16 protein-coding genes are annotated in these 17,927 nt (G+C 39.0%); 4 read left to right on the top strand and 12 right to left on the bottom strand.

The window, feature by feature from the left end; all coding sequences use genetic code 11:
- Positions 1-187 precede the first annotated feature (187 nt).
- Together AN944_RS10845 and AN944_RS10850 are read left to right on the top strand one after the other, a co-directional pair.
- Positions 188-1,093, top strand: a complete 906-nt coding sequence (locus tag AN944_RS10845) for a helix-turn-helix transcriptional regulator (RefSeq protein WP_055024637.1) — start codon at positions 188-190, stop codon at positions 1,091-1,093.
- A 129-nt stretch (positions 1,094-1,222) separates the two neighbouring features.
- Positions 1,223-3,391, top strand: coding sequence for a diguanylate cyclase (locus AN944_RS10850; protein ID WP_235530889.1), 2,169 nt, complete (start codon positions 1,223-1,225; stop codon positions 3,389-3,391).
- Positions 3,392-3,402: 11 nt separating this feature from the next.
- On the opposite strand, the gene AN944_RS10855 is transcribed toward AN944_RS10850, so the two are convergent.
- Positions 3,403-4,848 carry a carboxylesterase gene (locus AN944_RS10855; protein WP_055024638.1) on the bottom strand — a complete coding sequence of 482 codons (1,446 nt, stop codon included), beginning with the start codon at positions 4,846-4,848 and terminating at the stop codon, positions 3,403-3,405.
- 179 nt (positions 4,849-5,027) lie between these two features.
- Here AN944_RS10855 and AN944_RS10860 point away from each other — a divergent pair, with 179 nt between their 5' ends.
- Positions 5,028-5,558, top strand: a complete 531-nt coding sequence (locus AN944_RS10860) for a DUF6942 family protein (RefSeq protein ID WP_144430175.1) — start codon at positions 5,028-5,030, stop codon at positions 5,556-5,558.
- Positions 5,559-5,566: 8 nt separating this feature from the next.
- Here the strand turns inward: AN944_RS10860 and nadE are convergent, their stop codons facing one another.
- The 10 genes from nadE to AN944_RS10910 form a co-directional block, all read right to left on the bottom strand.
- Entirely contained in the window at positions 5,567-6,397 is an 831-nt protein-coding gene (gene nadE / locus AN944_RS10865) for an ammonia-dependent NAD(+) synthetase (RefSeq protein ID WP_055024640.1), read from the bottom strand.
- A 195-nt stretch (positions 6,398-6,592) separates the two neighbouring features.
- Positions 6,593-7,897, bottom strand: a complete 1,305-nt coding sequence (locus tag AN944_RS10870; RefSeq protein WP_055024641.1) for an inosine/guanosine kinase — start codon at positions 7,895-7,897, stop codon at positions 6,593-6,595.
- Between the two features lie 224 nt (positions 7,898-8,121).
- Positions 8,122-8,766 (bottom strand): adenylate kinase, encoded by a 645-nt coding sequence (gene adk / locus AN944_RS10875; protein WP_055024642.1) that lies wholly within the window; start codon positions 8,764-8,766, stop codon positions 8,122-8,124.
- A 133-nt stretch (positions 8,767-8,899) separates the two neighbouring features.
- A complete protein-coding gene (locus AN944_RS10880; protein WP_055024643.1) occupies positions 8,900-9,763 on the bottom strand; it encodes a tetratricopeptide repeat protein in 864 nt (287 codons plus the stop codon).
- Positions 9,764-9,866: 103 nt separating this feature from the next.
- Positions 9,867-11,786, bottom strand: coding sequence for a molecular chaperone HtpG (gene htpG / locus AN944_RS10885; RefSeq protein ID WP_055024644.1), 1,920 nt, complete (start codon positions 11,784-11,786; stop codon positions 9,867-9,869).
- A 195-nt stretch (positions 11,787-11,981) separates the two neighbouring features.
- Complete coding sequence (recR, locus tag AN944_RS10890; RefSeq protein WP_055024645.1) at positions 11,982-12,581, bottom strand: recombination mediator RecR; 600 nt, start codon at positions 12,579-12,581, stop codon at positions 11,982-11,984.
- Positions 12,582-12,866: 285 nt separating this feature from the next.
- Positions 12,867-13,118 carry a helix-turn-helix transcriptional regulator gene (locus AN944_RS10895; RefSeq protein ID WP_225442255.1) on the bottom strand — a complete coding sequence of 84 codons (252 nt, stop codon included), beginning with the start codon at positions 13,116-13,118 and terminating at the stop codon, positions 12,867-12,869.
- Positions 13,111-13,608, bottom strand: coding sequence for a hypothetical protein (locus tag AN944_RS10900; protein WP_055024646.1), 498 nt, complete (start codon positions 13,606-13,608; stop codon positions 13,111-13,113). Before AN944_RS10900 ends, AN944_RS10895 begins: the two co-directional genes overlap by 8 nt.
- Positions 13,609-14,061: 453 nt before the next feature.
- Positions 14,062-14,664 (bottom strand): hypothetical protein, encoded by a 603-nt coding sequence (locus tag AN944_RS10905; protein WP_055024647.1) that lies wholly within the window; start codon positions 14,662-14,664, stop codon positions 14,062-14,064.
- 148 nt (positions 14,665-14,812) lie between these two features.
- The gene (locus AN944_RS10910) at positions 14,813-15,364 is read right to left on the bottom strand and encodes an outer membrane beta-barrel protein (protein WP_055024648.1); all 552 of its coding nucleotides are present in this window, start codon (positions 15,362-15,364) and stop codon (positions 14,813-14,815) included.
- A 130-nt stretch (positions 15,365-15,494) separates the two neighbouring features.
- Here AN944_RS10910 and AN944_RS10915 point away from each other — a divergent pair, with 130 nt between their 5' ends.
- Positions 15,495-17,192: an SgrR family transcriptional regulator gene (locus AN944_RS10915; RefSeq protein ID WP_055024649.1), complete on the top strand. Its 1,698-nt coding sequence runs from the start codon at positions 15,495-15,497 to the stop codon at positions 17,190-17,192.
- 289 nt (positions 17,193-17,481) lie between these two features.
- On the opposite strand, the gene AN944_RS10920 is transcribed toward AN944_RS10915, so the two are convergent.
- Positions 17,482-17,811 carry a YbaB/EbfC family nucleoid-associated protein gene (locus AN944_RS10920; RefSeq protein ID WP_055024650.1) on the bottom strand — a complete coding sequence of 110 codons (330 nt, stop codon included), beginning with the start codon at positions 17,809-17,811 and terminating at the stop codon, positions 17,482-17,484.
- Positions 17,812-17,927 lie beyond the last annotated feature (116 nt).

The following is a 17,927-nucleotide window of genomic DNA, read 5'->3' on the forward strand; positions in this document are numbered from 1 at the left end:
ATCAAATATTATCAATTCAATCAGATAATCTGGATAAATATGATCTCAAAGCGCTCATTAATTACAAGTAGGATAAATCCAACATTGCCCACAAAAGTTAACTTTAACTGCTAATGCAGATATGCATCGACGCTCGCAATTATTACACTAACGAATCATTGCCACCTAAGCAGCATCTGGGATTACTATGCCAATTGATTCAAGCATTATCTATATGAGCACTAAGCAAGTCGCTGAATACTTGGACTTAAATGAGAAAAAAGTTTATTCGATGGCCAACCAGCGCATCTTACCTGCAACAAAAGTGACAGGAAAATGGCTATTTCCCAAAGTGTTAATTGATCGTTGGCTTATGGATTCATGCCATAGCGGCATGCTGTCAGATAGAATGCACATCACTGGCAGTGACGATCCTCTACTTTCAATGCTTGTTGCACAGTTAATGTCTGAAGGGGAACATCAAGAAATCATCAGCTATAGCGCAACAGGCTCTAAGTCAGGCTTAACTTTGCTTTCCCGTGGTTATGCTGATGTCTGTAGTATTCACTGGGAAAGCCAACATGGCAGTCGAGACAGTTTATACAACCTATTGAAAAGCTACCCTAATCATCAACAATGGATTTTAGTGAGTGGGTTTGAACGACATCAAGGCTTAATGGTTCGCCAAGAAATGGCATCGCTTTTTGATAATGTAAACCAAGGCACATTGCAGTCTTTAAGATGGGTTTCAAGACAAAAAGGTGCAGGTAGCCAACTTCATTTAGAGCAATGGTTAACGCAGCAGCATATCAATATTAATGAATTACTTTTTACTGCCACAGCAAAGTCGGAACGAGAGCTAGCGGCTTATATAGCCCGTAATAATGCTGATATTGGTTTTGGTTGTCAGGCCGTTGCTGTAGAAAGCGGGTTACATTTTATTCCTCAGCTAACTGAGTCGTTTGACTTTGTCATGTCTCAGAGCATCTTTTTCAGGCGCCAACTGCAAGCGCTATTAACCTTGTTAAATCAACCTCAAACCACCCAGCTAGCTAATTTATTATCGGGTTACCAGTTAACGAAAAGTGGCGAGCTCCTTTGGCGTGGTCAATAAAAAATCAAGAATAAGCTCACTCACGTTTAGTCAAAGCTTATAGAATGATTCATCCTTAATAGATCAAAGGCTTGTACTACCTGAATAAGGCAGGTAATATTTTTTTATAATAATGACAAGGATGATTCATTGAATAAAAAATCCATCAATCCACAACACCTTATTTTAGCACTGGTTCTAGGTGTCATTGGCTTTATCGTCAACTGTTACCCCATTCCTATTTTTGCCAACGTCCAGCTGGTCATGGGTAATACCTTTACGGTTGTATCTGCCGTTATTTTAGGCCCTTGGTATGCCCTATTAACAGCTGTTTTCAGTGCAACAGGCTTAATGGTCACTTGGGGAAGTCCTCATGTTTACTTACTGTTTTGTATCGAAGCGGTATTTATAGGTTTTATTCGCCGTAAAGGGGTTTACCCGCTATACGGCAGTGCCATTTACTGGATACTTATCGGAATGCCACTGACGTATTTATACATGAAAATAGTCAGTGATTTACCAGCAAGCCATATGCCGTTTGCCATCATTAAGCAAAGTATTAATGGTCTAATATATGCCTGTTTAGCTTCTTTAATTATTGTATTGATCCCTAAACTTTGGCAATTTAATGGCCAAGGGACAGCGAAAAAAAGACGTTCGTTCAATGCTCAAGTAACCTACTTTATGACATTGATGATCACCTTATGCTTACTTATCTCAGCCCTTAGTTTTAATTATCTGTTTCTAGAAAAGCAGCAACAGCTATTAAAACAAAACTTAACTGATACGACGCAACATTTAAGCTCTGCAACCGAGCAATACATAGACGATCACAAAAAAGTAATTGAATACGCAGCCAACTTTCTCAGTTTAGCCAATACCACTAACGACGAATGGCAGCCAATGCTGAGTCAACTGCACACAAGTTATCCTAGTTTCATTACCATGTTGATTGCCGATAGCAATGCGCAAGTCAAAGCAGGTAGCCCTGGTGTAATGATGCTGGACGAAAAAAACAATATTAAAAATATGTCGATAAGTGACCGAGATTACTTTATTCAATCCTTCCATAATCGCCAATTATATGTCTCATCCGTATTCAAAGGGCGTGGATTTGGTAGTGACTCAATCATCGCTATCAGTGCGCCGTTTTACCAAAATAATAATCAAGCACAAGTTGCTGGTATCATTGAAGGTTCCTTGAATTTACAGTTTTTCGCTAATATCGATAATCAAAATAGTTATGGTGAAAAAGAGTTGCTGGTACTTATAGATGACAATAAAAAAATCATCTATGCATCCTCAGAACTTGAGCTCAATGAAGAAGATGAATTTACTTACTCTGATGATAAAGGCGCATACCATATTGCGTTAAATACCATCAATATTCGTGATCTTGAATCCACTTCGCCAGAACATGTATTTGTAAAAACACGCCTTAATAATGGTTGGGAGTTATATGTATTAAAGCCCCTCTCACCATTACTTAAAACTGCCGAACAGCAAATGTTAGGCACCTTTTTGATGCTGATTATTTCAATTATTTTCACCTTTATCATTTCAAGAAAGGTGTGCCAATTATTAACAGCGCCACTCGAAATCGTCGCTAACCAATTTGGTAATATCAATAATGATGATTTAAAAAGCCAAGTGCTGGATGAAAACTCGTCTAAAGAAGTATTTAACCTCTACCAGCGGCTCACCAACAGTAAGCGTGAACTGCTAACACATCAGCTAGAACTTGAAGAGACGGTGGCAATCCGAACTGATGAATTAGAGCAAGCCAACAAAAAGCTACTTGCCTTAGTGGATAAAGATCCATTAACGGATCTTAAAAACCGCCGTTATGCTGAAGATAAATTTGATGGCTTATTAGATTTTTGCTTACGTGGTGAACATGCAATTACCATAGCAATTCTTGATTTAGACTTTTTTAAGCAGGTCAACGATACCTATGGACACTTAGCAGGAGATGAATGTTTACGTACCGTCTCAAGTTTACTTAAGCAAGAGTTTAAACGTGATACGGATATTGTAGCTCGCTACGGTGGGGAAGAGTTTTTACTTATTTTACCGATATCAAATGCCCTTAAAATTGAGCATCATTTAAATCAATTCAAACAAAAGTTAGCAGCGCTAGTGATCACTTCTCCAACAGATCAACAGCAGTTTTCTGTGACCACCAGTATCGGCGCAATTACTGCTAATGCCAGCTTTTCAACTGACATTGATGTATGGATTAAAGTGGCCGACGATAATCTATATGCGGCCAAAGAACAAGGTCGAAATAAAGTTATCATTAATGTGATTAATGAGTAAGGCGGTTATACCTATGGGTTTATAACCTCATCCATTTTATTAAGCATATACGGGTAAAATGGATTCCACTTCTGACGTAACATTTCAGCAGCAGGGATCCCAAATAAGCCACGTTCGCCAGTAAAAATAGCTTGGCCAATTTGAATGTGGCTCACCTCTTTCAAAAAATCTGGACCATACAAAGGATCCGCTTTAGGGAAAGGTAAAGCCACGTGAGATAAGGAATATACCCCACGTGGCCATTCAAATGGTAGCGCTTCACTTGTCAAGGATTCAACAGAAGCTAATCTTGTCTCTTTTACAAAATGCTCACGTTCAGTATCATTTTCAATCAAGGTCAGTTGATAACCCATTGGCTCTTGTAACCATAGCTTTGCCATTTCATCCATCGGATCATTAATAATCAACTGATGATTATTAGGATTTCGATTAATATCAAAAATGACTAACTCGTGTTGTTTTGAAGGTAAGTACTGATAAAGGTTATTCACCACTGCATTGGAAGAAACGGTATCATCAGCGAGCGACTGGAAAGTTAAAATCGGTGCTAAAGAGCCTAATTGCTCAGTTGAAAGTGATTCAATAATTTGATGATTTCGCTGAGATAATTGATAAACAACATCACCAGCGTTAACTGCAAAAGAGCTATATTTAAACGGGTCGTACTCAACTGAAATACTGTTCCAAAATAACTTTTCATAACCTAAAAACCGGCCTAGCATTGCTTGCCATTTAGCACCTGCTGCAATGGGTTGTAGCCCTATTGCAGGGGAAAGAAAAATCATACCTTGATAGTGCGTTTCATTGCCTCTGGCAATGGCTTCTAACTCAATGTTTAACGCTAAGGCAGCCCCCGTTGAAAAGCCAACCACGTATAACGGCTTACCATTAAGTTGTTGCTTCATATGCTGCGTCGCCAAATCTACAGCGCTGGCTAAATCAGGCCAAGTAATACCGGTTAATCCTGCGGGAATGGTGCCATGTCCAGGTAGCCTTAACCCCAAAATATGAGCATTTTTCTTAAAGTGTTTAGCAAGATGAGACATTGCATAGGGTGAGTCAGACATACCATGGATCAGTAAAACACCAAACTCAGCATCGGCTTTTTTCCATTCAAACGAGCGATTCCAGTTATAATTCCATCCATTGGGATCAGATAAGCTACCAGTTTCATACCGGTTAATGACAGAAGGCGTTTCTGGCAAGTAACTTTGATAAATTTTATTCTCAATTTCACTGAACAAGTCACTTTCGAGCGACAGATATTCAGCAAAGTTTTTTAATCCCAACTGCTGATGGTATTCGTGTTTGAGTTCAGTTGTGTGCCAGATATCTAACTCAGCTCTGGCATTTAATAACCAAACTAAAATCGCAATAAAAACGATAATACTGCCGATAAAGCCATAAACAGCAAAAAATAGAAGTTGCTTTGTTGAGCCGATCACAATCGCTTTCATTGATCTTTCCTTGAACACTAAGCGCTTTGTAAATCTGTGGCTAAAAGACACATCTCGCTGCTTAATGATATCGTTACACTTATCCGATTCTATAGACTCATGTTTGCCTAAAAGCCTATTCGAGTCTAGAGATTAATCATGATAATCTAGTAAAAATGAGTGAATTAACAGACATTAAAATGACATCAGACCTGTCACCAACCAATAATGAACAAATAAAATTTGGCCATAAAAATGCCAAAATGGCGTTTTATTTACCGACTGCACCTATCATCCCAACAGACACTGAACTCACGCTGCCTGATACCAGTAAGATAATCGAACTTAATGGTAATCATTGGCGTAAAATCTTTACCATAATGGCCAAAATTACCGCCGAGAATAACTCAGCCGATTGCTGGAAAAAACGAAGAGCAGATTTGTTTACGACAAAAAGTGAAGCACATGACTCAACATGTTTAATCATCAATTCAGCAGGTATAGACCCGCATGCAGAAGTGCATATTTTATGTGGCCAGGTGACTTATGAACGATTACAACATTCAATAGAAACGCATATGGGCCTGAATTGGCAAGATGAGTTAACAGAACTGGGTGAAAAACAAAAAGTAATGGCGCATAAGCAAGTCCTTATTGCGCCATATTTAGATTATCGACAGTTTCCTAACCAGCTCATAGAAGCAGTGAGAGACTACCTAAAACAATATTGAACTTATCACTAATCATAGATTGTTGGGATAGGTTGACGCTTGTGTTGCGTGCGCTTGTATATCGCGACCAACTTATCTTCAACATGACTCTCTACGTCTTTCCCTTCTAAAAAGTCATCAATTTGATCGTACGTAAGGCCTAATGCCACTTCATCTTCAAGTTGTGGCTTATCATCTTCTAAATCTGCTGTTGGTGCTTTTTTTACTAATATCTCAGGAGCACCTAAGAAACTTGCAAGCTGTCTGACTTGACGTTTATTAAGACCAAACAATGGCGCTAAATCACACGCGCCATCTCCGAACTTAGTGTAAAAACCAGTAATATTTTCAGCGCTATGATCGGTTCCTACGACTAAACCACCCGTTAATCCTGCAATATGATATTGAGCAATCATGCGCATTCTGGCTTTCACATTTCCTTTAACAAAATCAAGATTATCATTGTTACTTACCGCAATGCCTGCCGCTTCTAAACCAGTCACTGTCGCATTATGTACACCGACAACGCCATCAGCAATATTAACAGTAACTTGTTTAGATGGCTGAATAAACTGACACGCTAATTGAGCCTCATCTTCATCTTTTTGCACTTGGTAAGGCAGGCGAACAGCAATAAATTGATAATTTTGTTCAGGGTTGTCAGCGTTTAAGCTATCTACAGCTAACTGACATAATCTACCTGTAACTGATGAATCAACACCACCACTAATGCCTAGTACCAAACTACGTGTATGTGCTTCAACTAACTTGGTTTTCAAAAATGCGACACGACGTTCGACTTCATAAGCTGGTTCAATCGCCTTAAGTACTTTCATTTCTCTTAAGATTTGTCCCTTCACAACGCTCTCCAATTTCTGTAGTCAATGCTGTTTTATTTACCCGATGGTACTTACAATGAGGTATTTACGCTCTAATTGGTATCCTACTGAATTTTACCACAGGTACCAAGTACTACTTATGCAATTTAAGTGCAATTTACGTAATAAAAAAGGCGAGCATATTACTATGCTCGCCTTTCAATTTATGCTGTAAATTTAACGTTCCCAGTATGACTCTTCAAGACTATCTTCACGCTCTGGTAAGCCACGAGAAAGTCTTGGACTATGTTGTGCCAAAACTTCATAAGCTACACGGTTTGCGTATTTACACACTTGTGAGAATGACGAGTAACACAAACCATCACGTTGATGTTTACTTGAGCCAGGCACATTTGTCTTATGGAAGGTATTAGCAGATAAGTCATGTAATAAGGCCGCTAATGCTCCGTCACCTGCTCCGTTAGTGTTTCTAATCAGTTCTGGCCCACCCATGTATGGTGAAATATGTGCGAAGACTTTAATCGGAGTTTCACAATCTGCTTTTAATTTCGGGCGAGAAAACTCATAGCGGTTAAATTCAGGGATAGCGCCAGGTAATAGAGTATGACTGGTTGCACGCTTTTCTGAATCTTCTGCGTAGCCCGCAGTATATAAACCCAAAGGCCCTGCGGTACAAAGTACCATGTCACACCATTCAAGTGCCGCATCAGCAGCCAATAGTGGGTCGCTAAAGCCTGTTAACGCTTCGCCTTCATCTTCATTCATTGCCAAAATAGTCACATTTTCACGAATAAAGTTTTGCCACCAAGTTGGATCTTCTTGAATAAGGAAGCGGGTGCCCAATGTCAATACTACTGGGACCTCTGCTGCTTTTGCATATTCAATTGCTTTCATCGCAGCGGATGTCATGCCATCACCTTCACTGGCGCGCATTAAATAGGCTGTAATAACTAGCGCAGAACTCCCCTGAATGACTTCTTGATTAATATATTCTGGGGTTAGCTTATCCATTGAGCCTTTACTAATAGCAAAGGTACGCTCACCATTTTCAGAAATTAACGTAAAACAACGACCAATAGGACCATCTACAGGCTGTAAATAGTTTAAATCTACCTTTGATGAGGTATTACATAAATAACGGTAGGCGTAGCTCCCTACCATAATATTCTGGCTCATCACCCCGAATAACACAGAACGGTCATCCGCTAAAATTGAATAGTTATGAACTGTGTTACCAATGGTACCACCTGCAAATTCATCGCTGATCATCTCATTGTTTTTTAACTCGTTATAGAGTTCATGGGCTTGTTGGTCATCAATAAGGGTTGAGTTACCTTTTGGTAAACCATAACGCTCTAATAGTTCGTCTTCTACTTTGGCTTCAATATCCACCAAGGTTTGATCGATACCGCAAATGTAAGTTGAAAAAGATTGCTCTTGTTGGGTTAACTGAGCCAGTAATGGATCTCTGTTATTTACCGGGAAGTAATGCTTAGATTTGCGTTGACCAGGAAACTTCATCTTAAACTCTCTGAGTAGGCATCCGTGCTTAAAAGGATTGTGGATTGAACAGCATTTTATGCTTTATACCAAACGCTAATTTTAACACAAAAACAATCAACACCAATACTGATGTCAATCTTTGTCTCTTTTTGTGACAACTATTTTATTTATGCCATAAAAAAACCTGCAATGCAGGTCTTTTTATGAACAACAGTCGTTGGAACTGTAATTTTAGCAACTAATTAACCTAGTAACTGTTTAACTTGCTCACTCACTGCCGCAACAGTTTGTGTGCCATCAAACTTGGTGTACTGAGTGTTACCTTCAGCAGCCACTTTACCGTAGTATTCAACCAATGGCTTAGTTTGCTCATGGTAGATACCTAAGCGCTTACGTACTGTTGTTTCTTCATCATCTGGACGAATTGATAACTCTTCACCAGTTACGTCATCTTTACCTTCCACTTTTGGTGGATTGTAAACAATGTGGTAAACACGGCCAGAACCAGAATGCACACGACGGCCACTCATACGTTTAACGATTTCTTCATCAGGTACGTCAATCTCAACAACGTGATCAATTTCAATACCGTTTGCAACCATTGCATCAGCTTGTGGAATGGTACGTGGGAAACCATCAAGTAAGAACCCTTTAACACAATCATCTTGTGCGATACGTTCTTTAACTAAACCAATAATTAGGTCATCTGATACTAACTGGCCTGCATCCATTACTGATTTAGCTTCTAAGCCTAATGCTGTGCCAGCTTTAATTGCTGCACGAAGCATGTCTCCAGTTGAGATCTGTGGGATACCGTACTGCTCCATAATAAACTGAGCTTGTGTACCTTTACCGGCACCTGGGGCACCCAATAGAATAATGCGCATCTCAAAAGTCCTCTTTATTGCTTTCATATTTTTAGGCGGCGATTTTCGCACATTTAGTCCATCTTTAGAAGGTAAATAACCAAAGAGTTAGACCAATATCTAATAGCTCGCAACCTGTTAAATTTAGCGCTGTTTAATACAGCAAACTGTATAAACGACGACGATACTGATTGGCTATGGTGTTTCCTTGCCCTAAGGCAGTCAATATTTCCATGAACACCTGTTTGACTTTCCCGTCAGCCGCAGATAAATCTTTTTGTAAAATCGCAAAAAGGTTTTCTAATGCTTCTTCACCTCGGTTAGCTTGACTTAAGGCCTTGGCTAAATTGATTGAAATTTCAACATTATCTGGCTCAGCTTCTAACGCTTGTTGTAACTGACGGATTTCAGGTGTATCGGCTGCATCTTCAGCTAAAGCCAGTTTTGCTTTGAGGTTTTGATAATAGCTGTCTTGATCGGCAAGCCCAATTGTGTCTAATAAGGTTTTTGCATCACCAAGAATACCTAACTGCAAGTAGGCATCGACCATAAGTAATGCAACTTCAGCTTGGTTACCTGAATCAACATAAGCACTTTTTAGTAAGCTTATTGCCTCTTCTAATTGCTCTTTTGTCACCGTATCGCCAGCTAAAATAACTTTAGCCGCATTCACATCTTGTACCCATAATTCTGGTAAATGCTTATTGAGCATGTCCAAAACTTGCGCTTGTGATTGAACCCCGGCAAACCCATCGATAGGTTTACCTTGGCTTAATACCAAATGGGTGGGTAAGCTTTGAATTTGAAAATAGTTAGCAATCTCTAATTCGGCTTCACAGTTAACTTTAGCAAGAATGAATCGCCCAGCTTGCTCGTTAGCAATCTGCTCCATCACTTGAAGCATTTGCACGCTTTCAGGCTGCTGTTGAGCCCAAAAAGACATAACAACAAAGTTATCCATTGAGGCATCAACAACTTGCTGTATGTTCTCTTTGGTTAAATTAATAATATGTTCCATCGTGGATCCTTGTTAGCAGTGCTATTTATTCAGTATCACACTGGCTAAAAATAAACGCTAATAAAAAGCGGACACTCGGTCCGCTTGTTTATTATGACGACGCTTACTTCAAGCTTGCGACTAGCATTTCATTGGTTAACTTAATGAATGCAGAAGGATCCGCTAAGCTGCCTTTTTCAGAAAGCTGTGCTTGTTGAAGTAATAAGTCAGCCCAGTTAGCAAATAACTGTTCATCCTGTTCATTGTTCAAACGTTCAACTAATGGGTGATGCGGGTTGATTTCAAAGGTCGGTTTCGTTTCAGGCACTGGTTGACCCGCTGATTGCATAAGCTTGATCATTTGTGATGACATTTCACCTTCACCGGCAACAACACATGCAGGCGTGTCAGTTAAGCGCGAAGTCACTTTAACGTCTGCAACTTTTGCACCTAATGCCGTTTTCATACGTTCAACTAATGCTTGTGCTTCACCAGCAAGCTTTTCTTGAGCTTCTTTTTCATCTGCATCTTCAAGCTCACCTAACTCTAGATCACCACGTGTTACCGAATGCAGTTTCTTGCCTTTGAATTCAGTTAAGTGGTTAATTAACCACTCATCAATACGCTCTGACATCAATAACACTTCGATGTCTTTCTTACGTAATAATTCAAGATGTGGGCTGTTTGCTGCCGCTTCATGGCTGTCAGCAACAATGTAGTAAATCTTGTCTTGGCCTTCTTTCATACGGCCGATGTAATCATCTAATGACACGTCAGTTGCTGCGGTATTTGTGTGTGTAGAAGCAAAACGTAACAAGCCAGAAATACGCTCACGGTTAGCGAAATCTTCAGCAGGACCTTCTTTTAATACTTGACCAAATTCAGCCCAAAATGCTTGGTATTTCTCAGCATCATTTTTAGCCATTTTTTCAAGCATGCCTAACACACGCTTAGTCACACCGCTACGTAAAGCTTTAGTGATGCTGTTGTCTTGTAAAATTTCACGAGACACGTTTAAAGGTAAATCATTAGAGTCAATTAAGCCTTTTACAAAGCGAAGGTAAGTCGGCATAAATTGCTCAGCGTCATCCATAATGAATACACGTTGAACAAACAGTTTTAAGCCGTTTTTAGCATCACGGTTAAACATATCCCATGGTGCTTTACTTGGGATATACAATAAGCTCGTGTACTCTTGTTTACCTTCAACACGATTGTGAGACCAAGTTGCAGCATCACCGTAATCGTGAGAAATATGCTTGTAGAACTCTTGATACTCTTCATCAGAAATATCAGATTTACTACGAGTCCAAAGCGCAGTGGCTTTGTTCATCGGTTTCCACTGACCTTCAGTAGCTGGAATCGCCTCCCCGCCTTCTTCTGTCGCTTCAACAGCAGGTGTACCTTCTTCGTACATTTCTACAGGTACAGAGATATGATCAGAGTATTTGGTGATAATTGAGCGTAAACGTGTGTCATCAGCAAACTCTTTTTCTTCTTCACGTAAATGCAGTGTAATTTCAGTACCACGGCTGTTTTTAGTAATGGTATCAACAGTAAAGTCACCTTCACCTTGTGATTCCCACACCACACCTTGGTTAACATCCGCACCTGCAGCGCGAGTACGAACAGTCACTTTATCCGCTACGATAAACGCCGAGTAGAAGCCCACACCGAACTGACCAATAAGTTGCGAATCTTTTGACTCTTCGCCAGATAAGTTTTTGAAGAAATCAGCAGTACCTGATTTAGCAATAGTCCCTAAATGTTCAATTACACCATCACGAGTCATACCGATACCGTTATCTTCAATCGTAACGGTGCCTTTTTCTTTATCGGTGCTGATGCGAACACGAAGTTCAGTGTCATCTTCAAATAATGTGTTATCAGTCAATGCAAGGTAACGTAACTTGTCTGCAGCATCAGCGGCATTTGAGACTAATTCACGTAAGAAAATTTCTTTATTTGAGTATAAAGAATGGATCATCAGATGAAGAAGTTGTTTTACTTCGGTTTGAAAGCCATGTGTTTCTTGTTGCGACATGAAAATTTCCCTTGGTTTAACGTTAATACAGCAGTTGTACTGAAATCTAATATTTGACGTTTCAATGCAACTAAAATTCTTTGTTACCTAGGAAATGGGGCGTGAAAATCAGTTTTCAAGGGAATTTTTTTCTGATGCCTAAAAAAAACGCAAAAAGGGCTAAATTAGCCCTTTTATTATTAACTCGTGTTCGTTTTACAGAGGGATGCGCCCATTAAACGATAACGCTAAAGTCGTGCTATCGACATACTCAAGCTCGCCACCTACTGGCACACCATGAGCAATACGGCTGATAACCACATTATGACGACGTGCGATATCCGCGATAAAGTGCGCTGTTGCATCACCTTCTACTGTAGGGTTTGTTGCCAAGATTAACTCTGTGACATCTTCTGAAGATAAATGCTGTTCAAGTAACTCAAGACCTAGTTCATCAGGGCCCACGCCATCAAGTGGTGACAAATGGCCTAATAACACAAAGTATCGTCCCATAAAATGGCCACCAGCTTCGATAGCAAGTACATCTGCTGGCGTTTCTACCACACATATAACGCCAGCGTTGCCTCGTTTAGGGCTACTGCAAATTGGGCATAATTCTTGTTCTGTAAACGTACGGCACGCTTGGCAATGCCCCACTTCACTCATAGAGCGCTCAAGAGCGTTTGCCAGTTTTTGCCCCGCTTTACGATTACGTTCCAATAACTGAAATGCCATACGCTGAGCAGACTTAGGCCCTACACCGGGTAAACAACGTAATGATTCAATTAATTCATCAACTAGCGGACTAAATTTCATAACCTAATACTGGCCTTAACAGTGCTGTTGCACTTCATAAAAATGAGATTAGCTGACTCAACAATTTATCAGCTAAATGAATGGGTGATTATTATCGTAAGCGATAAAGATTGCAAAGAGTATCTGAGCCCAAAGCGCGGTTGGGCTTTAAAGCATTGTGAGTCGCTAAAACTGAACCAATTATCCTCAACAGATAACATCAAACGGCCAGCGGTATAATTTACTACTTTCAAGAAGTGTTAGTCACTACCAACAACTCATCATCCTAATAAAACCTACAAACAGCTAGTCTGTTGGTAGGGTATCGTTTGCCGAACGATAGCGAAACACCTCTTCAAGAGGTAAATTAAACACCTCAGCAATCTTGAACGCGACTTCTAATGTCGGCGAATACTTATTTGATTCAATCGCCATTACCGTTTGTCTAGTTACACCGATGAGTTCAGCCAGTTGCTTTTGGGTCATTTCATCATGTAAAAATCGTAATGTACGAATAGAGTTACTGATCCCCATACCATCTTGATCCACTTTACCCATAAATATCTCCTGTGCGGCCTTTATACAATTGCACACCATAATGGGCTAATTCGGCAGTTAAAAATGCCACTAACAAAATGTGTAATGGTAAATGAGGAATCGGCTCAAACAAAATTATTTCAGCTTGTTTTTCTATTCCATATTGAACCATGGCTAAAATAACGCCGGTTTGTAAAATTATTGCCGAGTATTTGTAACCCACTAGGTTTATCTGTTTTTCTCGCACATCCATGGGTTGGTTTAATTCATCATCACTCACAAATGCTAATACAATATAACTCAGTACCATCAACACAACTGAGTAAATAATGATTTCGAGCAATACACCAGATAGCCACATTGTCGAGGCTAATTCTTCAGCACTGGCATAGTACATCCGGCTTAAGTAAATATAAAAAATATAGCCCGTTACAAGTAAATCAACCGATAAAGTCACTTCCCTAAAGCTGGTTTCTTGCAACCATTGATATAAATTCTGTTTGTTGACCATGTTAACCTCACCTCACTCCATGTAAAATATATTTAACTCGCAGTTAATTTATGCTTACTTAATATCCATATCAAATATTTTTAACCTTAAGTTAGTTTTTTAGTACTTTAGTATGTGTGTCAACCCACTTGGTCAAACTTATGCCTCTTATCAAAACCAGTTCTTCACATCACAACCCGTCAATTATCATTTTAGACAACATCACCTAGAGGGACGAGCTAAAAAACCAAAAATATACCTATAAAACAGAACCTTAAAAACAAAAGATGCAAAGATTAGCAAAAGGGTTAGCGTAATAAATTTAAAGCTGCTGTGACGTGTCAATAAAAGGATTAGTTGGGGATTAACGAGAGAAGTAACGAGGCAAGTAACGAGAGGATTAATCGCTAGGACTTTTATTTAAATACGGATTACCAATTCACGTTAAGCTGTGAACGACTTTATCTGAATAGGCTATCCATCAGCATAACCAGAATTTTGTGAAACATATAAACGAGTAACATGATATTGATATGCAGAACCCCGTTGGGCTTGCGCTAATTTAATGGCCTTTTTAGCTGACTCACCATTGACCATTTCACTAGCTCCTAAAAAAGTAACAAGTAAACCGATAGCACCTAGTAAATAAGCTGATTTGGGTTGAGTTGTTTTATAGTTGGCCTTGACCAAAAGTTGCAAAGACTCCTGAGAAGATAGCTGACAGTATATCCAAATAAACACTGCAACAAGCAAAGCAGCAACGCATATTGGTCCAATCACAGTCAGTGGGCTGAATTTCATTAATGCTATAAACAAAGCAGGCGGAGTCGTAAATAAAGTGTCAAACAATATACCAACAATCAGAACTGAGATAAAAATACTCAACCAACGTAATGTTTGAACCGTTTTAAGGCTACCTCGAAGTAGCAATACTCCTGAAATAACCCCAAAAATGGTAAAGCTTGAGACATAATTAGTTTGATTGATAATGCAAAAAATCATTACCGCAATATCAATCAAACCCAGTAAGAGTAATAACGCTGCAGCCTTTTTAAAAGGATGAATATTTTCTTCCATGAACAAACTCTTATACTATTTATTGGTTAAGCGTTTTATTTAATCAATTTACATGAGGTAAATTGCCCCAATAAACATGATATTAAAACTCTAGATCTATAAACTATAACCAAGCTATTAACGAGCCTCAATATGAGTCCAAACCAAGTTAGAATCGATAACCCACATCAAGCATCCATTGGCCAGATTTAAAGCCGCTCGTTTCTTCTGAATAGCCAATGCTAGTCATAAAATGTTGACCAAATTCCCCTTTTACTCCGGCTGAAGCAACAAAACTATTATCGGTCTCGTTATTGCCTGCAGTTGATAATTTATCCCAAGACCAACCCGCTGTGACATAAGGTTTTAACACGACTGAGTTTGTTACATGATAAGGGATACCATAACCGATACTCGCCTGATATCGATCTAAATCTACTGTCGTTGTATTAAGCGCCCCATCTTTAGGATCAACGCTAGAATAATCATCTTTTGAGGTTGAACTTATCCTAAAATCAGTGAATAAATTGTCTTTTAATGACGGAACCAATACTCCTTGTGAGTACACTGAGTAACCGTCTAAAGTCTCACCATGGACAGAGTCAGTCGAATAACCTGCACCAACGGTTATACCTGAAAAGAAATCCCCTAGGGTTCCTGCTTGGCTTGAACCTGAAACTAACGCAAGTGTTAAAGCTAATAAAGTTAATTTTTTCATCATTATCTCTCCAAAAATGTGTCTAGGTTCAGTATTGAATATACCGAGCAACAAAAAGAGGTAGAGGTTAATTTTAGCTTTTCACCTTTTAAGGTCTGGACTACTATGAATCTAATAAGTCATAGATATTAAGATGAATAATTCGATGGATAATTCTGCCACGACAATACAGTTACAACGACTCAATCAATTAGAGACTCGGTTTGGACGAAATGTAAAAAATGTAGATAAATTTGAACTTGCAGAAGCGTTAATATGCTCAACTCGAAATGTAACAAACATAATGAAAAGCTTGTCTGCATTAGGATGGATAACTTGGAACCCTGGACGAGGCAGGGGCAATAAATCAAGCTTTTCGATTGTGCACTCTTTTGAAGAGTTACTCATCGCACGGTTAAAAAATATGTGCCAACACGGCAGTTTAAATCAAGCTTTTCAATACGCTGAAACGTTTCACTACCAGCATACTTTCAAACAACATCTTTCCCAGTGGCTTAAAACAAACCCAGAAGAGATTGAACGTTCAGATGAACTTATCTCATTAGTTAATTACTCCTTACCAGCATGCCACCCAATTAAAATGGCTGATTTGAATGCTGGTCTTTATGTCAACGCGCTATTTGATACTTTAATCAACTATCACGCTGAAACGGCATCTTTTACCCCTAGTTTAGCTCACCAGTTTACTAAAACTGCTAAGGGTTATGCCTTTAGAATCAGACCCGATGTATATTTTCATAATGGTGTATTGCTCACTCCTGAATATATCAAAAGTCATTTATTAACACTTAAAAGTCATGCCCCTTTGCACGCTTATTTATTCGAAAGTATCAAAAACATTCAGGTGAATAAAAGATGGGTAGAAGTTGAATTGTTTTTCGATGACCCGTTATTTCTACATGGGTTATCTGATATCCACAGCGCAGTCTTTTTAGAAGATGACAAGCATCCCGACTTTCCTATTGGTACTGGTAGTTATTGCTGGGAATCCAGAAATGATGAACATTGGTCGCTTAGTAAAAATGAACATTATTTTGGTGTAAATGGCATTCTTAAGCGTGCTGACTTTTGGACAAATAAAGATATCAGCACTCATAATATGAGCCATGTTATAGAGCAAGAAAGTACACTACAAACAATACCTCAATCACCCTTGCTTACTCATTCAAAACTAGCAGGTTGCTATGCATTGTGCTTGAGCCATCGACTGCCCCTCAACACGAGAAAGGCATTAATCCCATTGGTGTTACAACAGGCTAACTCTATTCACCCTGAACTGCCGTTATGCCAAACGCTTTTCGGTAATATTGCTATTAATGTCAAAAACAATCATGACAACGAAAACAACCAAGTCCATGCAGCAAAAAGAAATACCCCCTCAAATTCAGAAACTGAACTCATTACAGGAACAATTGCTTTTTGGGACTCAAACTCAGAAGTATCAACTTTTATTCAAGAATCTTTAAAGAGCTTAGGGTTAACACTGTATTTGGTGTCAGATAAAAGCAAAGCTGACATGTGGATCTCAGAATATTTATTTGGCAAAAATACCTTACTTGATCATTATTACTGGTTATTAGTAAGTGATACTGCACAGCATTTATTGCCATCATTACAACGTAAACAATGGCTAGAATGGGCAAAATCGACAAATGATCTAAATGGTTATTTATCTGATATAGAAGAGGAATGTAAAACAAATCACTACATTACGCCATTATGGGGAAAATCAATCACATTTAAAACGCATAAATCTCTACGGGGAGAAAAGACTGATTCATTAGGTTTAATGACACTGGCAAATTTATGGTTTGATAAACGTAAACAATAAAATTATGTATCCCTTCACTCCTAATTAATGATTGTAGATTCATGACATTGGAATAAGATGTAAAAGCTAACAACAACAGCCTTTGAACAGCGCAATACATTAGCCCAGAGCGGTGATTTAATACTTAATGTCAATAATGAGAAAACCAAATTAATTGTTGGACTTGATTAACTGACTAGATCATTACACAGGACATTCAGCTTGTTTCATCTTATAGTCGAATTACCCACAAAAAAGCCCAAGTCAATGACTCAGGCTTTCATTTAAACTTAACTAGACTAAAACAGTCTTAGAATGGCATTTTCATACCTGGCGGTAATTGCATACCACCGGTAACTTCTGCCATTTTAGCTTTTTGGTTTTCTTCGATGCGACGTGCTGCGTCGTTGAATGCTGCAGCAATAAGATCTTCCAACATTTCTTTATCGTCTTCCATTAAGCTTGGGTCAATGTCAACTTTACGAATGTTGTGTGAACCCGTCATGGTGACTTTTACTAAACCTGCACCCGCTTCACCCGTCATTTCGGTTTGTGCGATTTCTTCCTGCATTTTAGCCATTTTGTCTTGCATCATTTGGGCTTGTTTCATTAAGTTGCCCATACCGCCTTTTCCAAACATAGTCTTTTCTCTTAATTAGGTTATTAGCAAGCAGCCAAAGTGGGGCTAATCTTACTGTAAAAAAATAAATTGGCAATAAAACTGCGTTTATTGCAATCAAACTTTTGAAGTTAACA

Source organism: Shewanella sp. P1-14-1, from assembly GCF_001401775.1.
Lineage (GTDB): Bacteria > Pseudomonadota > Gammaproteobacteria > Enterobacterales > Shewanellaceae > Shewanella > Shewanella japonica.